The 7704-nt window shown below is 70.3% G+C and carries 8 protein-coding genes; 7 read left to right on the top strand and 1 reads right to left on the bottom strand.

Translation table 11 applies throughout. The annotated features are described in order from the left end of the window. The coding region (locus VI238_RS15435; RefSeq protein ID WP_331652948.1) for a (Fe-S)-binding protein at positions 1-818 on the top strand (818 nt) is incomplete at its 5' end. A 47-nt stretch (positions 819-865) separates the two neighbouring features. Beyond that, a complete protein-coding gene (coq7, locus tag VI238_RS15430) occupies positions 866-1510 on the top strand; it encodes a 2-polyprenyl-3-methyl-6-methoxy-1,4-benzoquinone monooxygenase (protein WP_331652946.1) in 645 nt (214 codons plus the stop codon). A 49-nt stretch (positions 1511-1559) separates the two neighbouring features. On the opposite strand, the gene speD is transcribed toward coq7, so the two are convergent. Beyond that, the gene (gene speD, locus VI238_RS15425) at positions 1560-2345 is read right to left on the bottom strand and encodes an adenosylmethionine decarboxylase (RefSeq protein WP_331652944.1); all 786 of its coding nucleotides are present in this window, start codon (positions 2343-2345) and stop codon (positions 1560-1562) included. A gap of 388 nt (positions 2346-2733) precedes the next feature. Between speD and crp the strand changes: the two genes are divergently transcribed. The 5 genes from crp to VI238_RS15400 form a co-directional block, all read left to right on the top strand. Continuing rightward, positions 2734-3348 (top strand): cAMP-activated global transcriptional regulator CRP, encoded by a 615-nt coding sequence (gene crp / locus VI238_RS15420; RefSeq protein ID WP_414650076.1) that lies wholly within the window; start codon positions 2734-2736, stop codon positions 3346-3348. 145 nt (positions 3349-3493) lie between these two features. Further along, positions 3494-4933, top strand: coding sequence for a DUF5666 domain-containing protein (locus tag VI238_RS15415; protein WP_331652939.1), 1440 nt, complete (start codon positions 3494-3496; stop codon positions 4931-4933). 74 nt (positions 4934-5007) lie between these two features. Then, positions 5008-5655, top strand: a complete 648-nt coding sequence (locus VI238_RS15410) for a hypothetical protein (RefSeq protein WP_331652937.1) — start codon at positions 5008-5010, stop codon at positions 5653-5655. Between the two features lie 177 nt (positions 5656-5832). Beyond that, positions 5833-7428, top strand: coding sequence for an AAA family ATPase (locus VI238_RS15405; RefSeq protein ID WP_331652933.1), 1596 nt, complete (start codon positions 5833-5835; stop codon positions 7426-7428). A gap of 31 nt (positions 7429-7459) precedes the next feature. Then, positions 7460-7704, top strand: a 245-nt coding sequence (locus VI238_RS15400) for a hypothetical protein (RefSeq protein ID WP_331652931.1), incomplete at its 3' end; no start/stop codon positions are given.

The following is a 7704-nucleotide window of genomic DNA, read 5'->3' as shown; positions in this document are numbered from 1 at the left end:
TGCCTGCGCTCGCGCGCTGGCTGCCGCGTGGCTCGCGCTGGCGCCGCGTCGTCGAGACCTTGCCCGCCGTACCACCGCTGCTGCGCAGCTCGGAGCGGCGCCCGGCCCGACAGACCGGTCGCGCGATCGCACTGTTCCGCGGCTGTGTCGGCAGCGTCTACGAGGCCGACACGCTCGCCGCCGCGCGCATCCTGCTCGAGGCGGCCGGCCACCGCGTCACCGAGGTCGATGGCCACTGCTGCGGCGCACTGCCGCGCCATGGCGGCTTCGTCGCCGCCGCCGCGCGTGAAGCCGCGGCCGCGCGTGACGCGCTGCTGCGCACGCGGGCCGATGTCGTGCTCGCGTGCAGCAGCGGTTGCCACGGCGACCTGCGCGGCGAGGTCGCCGCAGGGAGCGCGCTCGACGTGCGCGACGTGCACGCATTCCTCGCGGCCGATGCGGGGTTCGCCGGGTTGCGCTTCCGGCCACTCGCGCTGCGCGCCGCGCTGCACCTGCCGTGCACGCAGGTCAATGTCGTCGGCCAGATCGCGTCGATTCGCGCGGTGCTCGCGCGGGTGCCGCAGCTCGCCGTGATCGAGTTGCCCGAACAGCCTCGCTGCTGCGGCGCCGCCGGCAGCTACTTCGTCGAGCAGCCGTCGTTCGCGGACCGGCTGCAGGCGGAAAAGCTCGCGCAGGTCGCCGCGCTCGCGCCCGACCTGCTGCTGACGACGAACATCGGCTGCCGCATCCACCTCGACAACGGCCTGCGCGCACGCGATCGCGCACTGCCGGTGCGACACCCGCTCGCGCTGCTCGTCGCGCAACTCGCCGACGCATGAGGCGGCGGCGATTGGCGGTCGCCGGCATTTGGATCGACAATGGCGTCATGATCGAACGATCGCTGTCACCGCTGGATCGCCTGCTGGTCGAGATCGGCCGCGCGCTCGAAACCGTGAGCGTGGCGAAGCCGGTCGCCTCGCAGCCCTCGCCCGCGGGCGATCTCGCCGACCCCGCGCTCGACGAGCCTGCGCGACGCCATGCGGCAGGCCTCATGCGCGTGAACCATGTCGGCGAAGTCTGCGCGCAGGCGCTTTACTTCGGCCAGGCGGCGGTCGCGCGCGAGGCGCCGCTGCGCGGGCAGATGCTCGCGGCCGCGGCGGAGGAAACCGATCACCTCGCCTGGTGCGGCGAGCGCCTCGAGGAGCTCGGCAGCCGGCCGAGCCTGCTCAATCCGCTCTGGTATGCGGGCGCCTGGGCGATCGGCGCGGGTGCAGGCCTCGTCGGCGATCGCGTCAGCCTCGGTTTCGTCGTCGAAACCGAGCGCCAGGTCGAAGCGCACCTCGGCGAGCACCTGGCGACGTTGCCCGCCGGCGACGAGCGCAGCCGCGCGATCGTGCGCCGGATGAAGGACGACGAGGCGCGCCATGCCGAGCACGCGCTCGCCGCGGGCGCGATCGCGCTGCCGGCGCCGATCCCCGCGCTGATGCGCTTCGCCTCGAGCGTGATGAAGGCGGTGGCCTACCGGATCTGAGGGCCGGGCCAGGCCTGGACGCGCAGGCGTTCAGGCGCCCGGCCTTCGTTCACATCAGGTTGCGCCCGTGGAACAGCTCCTCGATCTCGCGCTTGAGCAGTTGCTCGATGCGCTGGCGCTCCTTGAACGAGAGGTCGTCGGCGGTCGCCTCGAACAGGTAGGTGTCGAGGTCGAAGTCCTTCACGTGCATCTTCGTGTGGAAGATGTTCTCCTGGTACACGTTGACGTCGAACATCTCGTATTTCTGGCGGATGTGCTTGGCCAGGTAGTCCTGGATCGAGTTGATCTTGTGGTCGATGTAGTGCTTGCGGCCCTTCACGTCGCGCGTGAAGCCGCGCACGCGGTAGTCCATCGTGACGATGTCGGACTCGAAGCTGTCGATGAGGTAGTTCAACGCGCGCAGCGGCGAGATGACGCCGCAGGTCGCGACGTCGATGTCGGCGCGGAACGTCGCGATGCCGTTGTGCGGGTGCGTTTCCGGATAGGTGTGCACCGTGATGTGGCTCTTGTCCAGGTGCGCGACCACGGCGTCGGAAATGACGTCCTTGCCGAGTTTGTCGACCACCGGGTGCTCGGAGATCAGGATCGTCACCGACGCGCCCTGCGGGTCGTAATCCTGGCGCGCGATATTGAGGATGTTGGCGCCGATGATCTCCGCGACGTCGGTGAGGATCTGCGTGAGGCGATCCGAATCGTACTGCTCGTCGATATACTCGATGTAGCGGCGACGCTGCTCTTCCGACACCGCGTAGCAGATGTCGTAGATGTTGAAGCTGAGTGCCTTGGTCAGGTTGTTGAAACCCTGCAGCTGCAGGCGCGGGATCGGTTTGACCACGGCGGACTACCTCGAAACGACGGAAACGAACGAAGGGGTCGCCGCGGAGTCCGCGGCGCCCCCGCCAAGGGGGCGGATTATGGGCCAAGCATCACCACGATGAAACCGGATTCGCGCGCCGCCTCGCGGCGTCGCGATCCGACCGAAGCTGCCGTTTGTCGCCACGCGCGGCACAATTTGCAATAAGATGAATCATCCGGCCCCCGGCGGGCTCGCAAACGCATGGAACCTCCGTGCGTTCCGCCATGGCCAGCATGACCGCTGCGGCCCGTCCGCGCGGGGGGACCCCATGGAAGCGCAAGGCAAGATCGCCGATTTCCGTTACACCCTGCAGCGCGAGGTCAACCGCGTGCAGGCGCCCGCAATGCTCACGCCGGACCGCGCCGCGATGGAGCGGTTCCTCGGCGCCTGCCATCGGCGGCGCTACGCGAGCAAGACCGCGATCATCCGGCCCGGCGATTCGGCCAACATCCTCTACTACGTGATCGACGGCTCGCTGACCGTCTCGTCGGAAGACGAGGAAGGCCGCGAGCTGATCCTCGCCTATCTCAACCGGGGCGAGTTCATCGGCGAAATGGGGCTGTTCGTGGAAACCCCAAGGCGCGAGGTGATGGTGCGCACGCGTACGCCGTGCGAACTGGCCGAGATCGGCTACGAGCGCATGTTCAACCTGTTCGAGGGCCCGTTGCGCGACGAGTGCCCGAAGATCCTGTTCGCGATCGGTTCGCAGCTGACCAACCGCCTGCTGCACACCTCGCGCAAGGTGAGCCGGCTCGCGTTCATGGACGTCACCGGCCGCGTCGCCAAGACCTTGCTCGACCTCATCGACGAGCCCGACGCGATGACCCATCCGAAGGGCAAGCAGATCCGCATCTCGCGTCAGGAGATCAGCCGCATCGTCGGCTGTTCGCGCGAGATGGTCGGTCGCGTGCTCAAGCAGCTCGAGGAACAGGGGATGATCGAGGTCTCGGGCAAGACGATCGTCGTCGTCGGCACCCACTGAGGCGCACGCGCGCTCGAGCGGTTGCCCGACGCGGCGACGCGCGGGGCAAGCCGGCCGCCGTGGGCCGTCGCCGGGTCCGCGCCGTGCGCCTGAGTGAAAACACGGATGCGGCGCGCGCGCGGTCGAGCATAATGCACGCATGCGCGTGAAGACTCTTCCCCTCCTCGTTCGCCTGCTGGGCGCCGTGATGTACGCCCGTGCCGGCGCGGTCGAAATCCTCGACGTCAACGGCCATTCCATCGCCGTCGACGCGCAGACCCAGGTCATCGTCGACGACGTACCGCTGTCGCCGGGCAGCCCGCTGCCCGACAAGCCGGGCTTGCGGGTCGAGGCACGCTACGCGACGGTGGCGGCTCCACGCGGCGTCGCCGCGGCGGCGACCGTCGTGTTTTCGTACGCGGTGCGAGGGCCGGTCACGTCGACCGAGCCGCTGCGCGTGCTCGGCCAGGAAGTCACGGTCACCGCGGATACGCGGCTCACGGGCGTGCCCGGCGGGGCGATAGCGAATGTCGCGCTCGGCGACCACCTCGACGTCAGCGGGTACGTCGACGCCAATGCGACCCTGCTCGCGTCGTTCGTCGAGTACCTGCCCACGCCGACGGTGCGCTGGCTGCTGTCGGGGTACGTGAGTGCCGTGAACGGCGACGAGGCATCGATCGGCCCGCAGCGCGTGAGTCTCGCGGGCGTCGCGCCGATCGACTGCGGCGGGGGCGTCGCAGCCGGCCAGTACGTCGAGATCCGCGCCGACGCGATCCCGGGTTTCGGTGCCGACAGCGTGCTCGACAGCGTGACGCGGCTCACGTGCGTCACGCCGATGCCGGTCGGGACGCCGGGCGCGCTCGGCGCGCTCACGGGACTCGTCGGCGCGGTCGGCGGCAACAGCTTTACGTTCGGTCCGTACACGGTCACCTACGACGCGACCACCGAGTTCCGTTTCGGCAGCGCGGACGATCTCGTCGAAGGTGCCGCCGTCGAGGTCGACGGCGTGTTCGGCGACGGTGGCGCGTTCGCCGCACAGGGCATCCAGTTCGACGCACCGATGATCCGCCTCGAAGGCCCGGTCGAACCCGGCGACGTGCAGGCGGGTGTCGACGGCACGGTCACCGTGCTCGGCAATACCGTGCGCCGCGCGGCACAGCTGCGCGACGAGGACGGGATCTACGCAAGCGGCATCGCACAGCCGCGCCAGGTCGAGCTGCGCGGCTATCTCGATCGCCTCGGCCATCGCTGGGCGACGCGCGCTCGCCTTCGCGGCGCGCCGGCGCCTGCGGACGCGCGTGCAGGCGGGCCGGTGGAGAGCGTCGCCCGGCCGCTGCTGTCCGTGCTCGGGCTTTCGCTCGATGCCACGGGCGCGACCTTCGAGGATCCCGCCGGCCAAGCGATCGATGCCGACACGTTCTTCGCCGGTGCGGTCCCCGGGGCACTGGTCGAGCAGAGCGGCGCGTGGAACGGCGTCGACACGCTCAGCGGCGGCGTGGTGGCGCTCATCGCGCCGCTCGACCCGCCGCCGGCCGATGCGCCGCGCACGCTCGTCGTCGGCACGCTGCGCGGCGGCGACGCGCTCTTCGCGAACGGCTTCGACTGACCGCCGGTGGCCGCGCGTACAGCCGGCGCATGCGAGACTGCCGCGCACGACTGCCGAGCGGAATAAACAGGCCGATGAGCCATCACGTTCCTGCACGCCGCGTCGACGCGGCGAACGATCGTCTCGGCGAGCGCCTCACGCGCGCCGTGCTCGACATCGCCGGCCACGTGCCCGAGACCGACGAGCAGGCGAGTCGCACGCCCGAGCGTCGCGCACAGGCCATCGCTTCGGCCGCGGCGAGCAAGGCGGCGTTCGCCGCGGGATCGCTCGCGCTGCCGCCCGGCCCGCTCGGCTGGTTCACCCTCGTACCGGAACTCGTCGCGATCTGGCGCATCCAGAGCCAGATGGTCGCGGACATCGCGGGCGTCTACGGCGTGCGCGCCGACCTCACGCGCTCGCACATGCTGTACTGCCTGTTCCGCCACGCGGCCGCGCAGGCGCTGCGCGACGTCGGCGTGCAGGTGGGCGCGCGCCTGCTGATCCAGGACCTTCCCGTGCGCCTCGTCGAGAAGGTCGCGGCGAAGATCGGCCTCAGCCTGTCGAAGCGGCTGGTCGGCCGCGGCATCACGCGCTGGCTGCCCGTCGTCGGCGCGCTCGGCGTCGGCGCCTATGCCTACTACGACACCGGCCAGGTCGCGCGCACCGCGATCGCGCTGTTCTCGGGCGAAGCGCCACCGGCGTCGCGACGGACCTGGCACCTGCGGCGCGCGTCGACCGGATGACAGGGGCCGCGTCGTCGCCGGACGGACGTGCCGCGCGCCGCGGCCGTCGCGCTGGATTGTGATTTGAGTCACACTTTGCGCCTCTCCGCGCGCCTTGCCCATGGCTGGCCGCATACGCTGGGTGCAGCGCAGCATGTTTCCGGGCCCCGTCCCGGCCCTGTCGGGTAAAGTAGCCGCATGTATCTTGAGTATTACGGCCTGCGCGAGCCGCCGTTCTCGATCACCCCGGATCCCCGCTACGTGTTCCTGTCCGAACGGCATCGGGACGCGCTCGCGCACCTGCTCTACGGCATCGGCAAGGGCGGCAGCGGCGGCTTCGTGCAGTTGACCGGCGAGGTCGGCACCGGCAAGACGACGCTGTGCCGGCTCCTGCTCGAGCAGCTGCCCGAGAACACGCGCATCGCGCTCGTGCTCAATCCGAAACTGTCGCCGGTCGAGCTCGTCGAGACCGCGTGCGAGGAACTCAAGCTGCCGATCGAGGGCAAGCGCGGCAGCCTGAAGGCGCTCACCGACACGCTCAACGCGTTCCTGTTGGACGCCTACGCGCAAGGCCTGCGCGTCGTCCTCATCGTCGACGAGGCGCAGAACCTGTCGACCGAATCGCTCGAACAGGTGCGCCTGCTCACCAACCTCGAGACGCCGACGCAGAAGCTCCTGCAGATCATCCTGCTCGGCCAGCCGGAACTGCGCGAAATGCTCGAGCGGCCGGAGCTGCGCCAGCTCGCCCAACGCATCACCGCGCGCTATCACCTCACGCCGCTCGATGGCGCCGAGACCGAAGCCTACGTGCGTCATCGCATGGCGGTCGCTGGCTGCATGCGCATTCCGTTCTCGCGACTCGGCATGAAGGCGCTGTACCAGCGATCGGGCGGGATTCCGCGCCTCGTGAACATCATCGCCGACCGCGCGCTCATGGCCGGTTACGCGCGCGAGCAGGACAGCATCGGCGAACGCCTCGTCGATCGCGCCGCCGACGAGACCCTGCCCGGTCACGCCCGCTACTGGATGCGCCGCTATGGCATGCCGGCTGCGGCAGCACTGCTCCTGTTCGCCGCGGGCACCGGCGCATGGTGGTGGCAGCAGCGGCCGCAGCCGACGGCATTCGTACCCGCCGCACCCGCCAGCGCCGCGCCGCGCGCCGGCGACGCCGAAGCGGCGAGGCTCGAAGCGCGGCTGGCCGAGAAGCCGGAGACCGAGCTGACCGCGTTCACGCAATTGCTCGCGCGCTGGCAGGTCGACGCCGACTCGGTGTCGGTGCGCGAAGCGACTCGTTGCGCCGCGATCGTCGCGCCCGGCGTCGCTTGCCTGCGCGGACGCGCCTCGCTCGACCAGCTCGTCCGCTTCGATCGGCCGCTGATCCTCCTGCTCGGCAAGGGGGATCACCCTGCGCATGCGCTGCTGCAGGGGGTCGGCAAGCAGCATGTGCGGCTCGACCTCGCCGGCGCGCGCTACGAACTCGCGCGCGATTCGCTGCCGGCGTTCTGGAACGGCGATTTCGTGGTGCTCTGGCGGTTGCCGCCGGACATCCCCGCGACGCTCGAGCGCGGCGCGAGCGGCAGTGGCGTCGCGTGGGCGATCGAGCGCATGAAGACGTTCGACGGCGGGGCCGGTGCGGCCACGCCCGCGGTCTTCGATGCCGCGTTCGAGGAACGCGTGCGCGCCCTGCAGCAAGCGTATGGCATCAAGGCCGACGGCATCATCGGCCCAGAAACCCTGTTCGCGCTGTCGGCGCTGGACGACGCCGGGCCGCACCTCGCCCGTACCGTGGAATGAACCTGCAACGCGAACGCAGTCGGAACCCCCCATGTCGTTGATTCTCGAAGCCTTGAAAAAGTCCGAACAGCAGCGCCGCCTCGGCGAGATGCCGACGCTCGGCACGCCGGTCCTGCCGAGCGCGCGCCGACGCAGCGTGCTGCCGCTCGTGATCGGCCTCATCGTCGTCGCGCTCGGCGTCGGCGGGTGGCTCATGCGTCGCTCGCCGCCCGCCACCGAGGCGCCCGCGTCGACGGCACCGAATCCCGCGCCCGTCGATCGGACGGCCGCGGTGCC

Source organism: Dokdonella sp. (assembly GCF_036518555.1).
GTDB lineage: Bacteria > Pseudomonadota > Gammaproteobacteria > Xanthomonadales > Rhodanobacteraceae > Dokdonella_A.
Note: the sequence above shows the minus strand (reverse complement) of the source record. Positions and strands in the feature narration are given on the sequence as shown.